The sequence below is a fragment of the Microvirga sp. GN3 genome, from assembly GCF_055792825.1.
The window spans coordinates 1-2,268 of the sequence record NZ_JBVVAK010000347.1 but is presented as its reverse complement, the minus strand read 5'-3'; the positions used below and the strand labels follow the sequence as shown (position 1 = coordinate 2,268).

Sequence of the window (2,268 nt, the reverse complement as noted above, 5' to 3'; positions counted from 1 at the left end):
AGCATCGAAGTCAGAGCGGAGTGGGATCGGCATGGCAACCCTCCTTGGCTCACCAAGTTGAATCACACCCACCGCAATCCTGGAAATCACGAACGAGTCAGACCTTCAGGGACCTGGTATTAGCACACGGATGCCGATCTCGAACGGCCGATCGAGATCGTGACCGACATGTCGAAGAGCCGACGTCTCGGCTTTACCGGGTATCAGGCAACTGATGATGTCTTCTTCGACCTGTTTGTGGAACTCCGAGCTGACTGGTTGATCCCCTGACCGTGAGAGGGCGCCGTCTCGGGAATCTGATGACCCGCCGGGGGGAAAGGCCACATCGACGGTTCACGGTGGGTCAACCCTACCATCCCAGAGCTGATTTCCCCACCTCAGAAGCTCTGGCATAGCTTCTGCGCACGTTCTGCAACTGCCATCCCGACCCGGCCTACTGAGTCCAGATGATACGCGGCGCAGAATTCATAGTCGGGAAGCTTCACCTCGCACCTGAGCCTCCTCAGGCCTCGATCCGACACGAGACAGGCCGTGCTGATCACTCCGATCGCATTGCTTGCAATCAAGGTACGGATCATTACCTCCGTCGAACTGCACGAGTTGAGCCTCACGGGCCAGAGGCCACTCATCCGGAAAAGCTCCTCAATCGTGGTATAGGTTGCAGAGTCCCGCGCATAGGTGATGATCGGGAAGGATGCGATTTGATTGAGGGTGAGAATGCCTTTCGGGAGCTTGGTCCGCTCGCCAGCAACCCAAGCACTCTCATAGGTCTTCAAGGGTAGGTTCCTTATGCCCTTCTCGTGAACCGGCCCCATGAGGAAGGCCACATCGATCTCTCCGGAGAGGAGCCGCTCCCTCAGACTGCGCGTGGTATCCGTGATGATCTCGAAGGTCAGGTGCTGGAGGCCGGTGATGATTTCCGTGACCAGCTCCGACAGCCATGAGTTGGCGATCGTATCGGTCGTGCCGATGCGGACCTTCTGGTGAGAGCGGGTTTCACCGAGAGCCGTCGCCTTCAGGCGGTAGGATATGTCGATGATCTGCTCCGCGTAGTGCAGTAGCTCGAGGCCTGGGCCCGTCAACTGAATCTTGCTTCCCGACCGATCGAAAAGCGATGTGCCGAGCTCCTGTTCAAGAGCATTCAGCCTGAGCGAGATCGCCGGCTGAGTGATATTGAGCCTGTTCGCCGCTGCACTGAAGTTTCGCAATGTTGCAATGGATACGAATGCCTCAAGCTGCTTGAGCTCCATGTCAGCCTCTCATTAGAAATTTTAATCGAACTATCAAAGTTAAATCAATTGGACAAATGATGACAGCCTTATAATTTCGTTCGAAAGGCCTCGTAAGAAACGAAAATACGGGAACATGGAATTGGCGTCTTTGCATCCGGACCGCATGAAGGTCAAATTGACTAGGTTGAGAAAAAGCTATGGCGAGGTTCATGCGCTTCGCGATACCTCACTCACGGTGCCGGCAGGGGAGTTCCTGACCCTTCTCGGACCCTCGGGCTCCGGCAAGACCACCCTTCTCATGATGCTGGCCGGCCTCATCGTCCCGGATGCCGGCGAAGTCTGGATCGACGGAAAGGACGCCACGTTCGAACCCGTCTTCAAGCGCGACATCGGCATGGTGTTCCAGAACTATGCCTTGTTCCCGCATCTGACCGTCTACGAGAACATAGCGTTTCCCCTTCGCATGCGGCGCATGTCCGAAGCCACCATCCGCGAGAAGGTCGAGCGTATCCTCGAGATCGTGCGCCTGCCCCAGGTTGCCGGGCGACTGCCGCGTGAGCTCTCTGGCGGTCAACAGCAGCGGATCGCCCTCGCCCGCTGCGCGGTCTACGAGCCCTCCATCATTCTCATGGACGAACCCCTCGGGGCTCTGGACAAGAAGCTCCGTGATCACATGCAGCTCGAGATCAAGCGCCTTCATACCGAGCTGGGCGCAACGATCCTGTACGTGACCCACGACCAGGAAGAGGCGATGGCAATGTCTGATCGCATATGCCTGATGAACAATGGTCGCATCGAGCAACTGGGCACTCCCGCCGACCTGTATTTCCGCCCTGTCAGCGTCTTCGCGGCAGACTTCCTGGGAGGCTCCAACATCTTCAAGGCCACGGTCTCCAACGTCGGCTTGAACGTCTGCCTAATGATCTTCACTAAAGACCTGCAACGGAGAGACCTGCGTGCCGAAAGAAGCTGGTAATGAGCTCAGGCCGTTGCTGCAGGCGGCCGAACTCGCGGCGGGCCAGGCGGTGCAAGTCGG

At 57.5% G+C, this 2,268-nt stretch carries 2 protein-coding genes and 1 pseudogene; 2 read left to right on the top strand and 1 reads right to left on the bottom strand.

Annotation, left to right across the window (positions count from 1 at the left end; genetic code table 11):
• Positions 1–123: 123 nt before the first annotated feature.
• Positions 124–270: pseudogene (locus tag ACS5Q1_RS47650) on the top strand (NAD-dependent dehydratase); the annotation flags it as partial.
• 107 nt (positions 271–377) lie between these two features.
• On the opposite strand, the gene ACS5Q1_RS47645 reads toward ACS5Q1_RS47650, so the two are convergent.
• Positions 378–1,250, bottom strand: coding sequence for a LysR family transcriptional regulator (locus ACS5Q1_RS47645; protein ID WP_473104743.1), 873 nt, complete (start codon positions 1,248–1,250; stop codon positions 378–380).
• Positions 1,251–1,407: 157 nt separating this feature from the next.
• Between ACS5Q1_RS47645 and ACS5Q1_RS47640 the strand changes: the two genes are divergently transcribed.
• Entirely contained in the window at positions 1,408–2,208 is an 801-nt protein-coding gene (locus ACS5Q1_RS47640) for an ABC transporter ATP-binding protein (RefSeq protein WP_473104742.1), read from the top strand.
• The last annotated feature ends 60 nt before the right edge of the window (positions 2,209–2,268 follow it).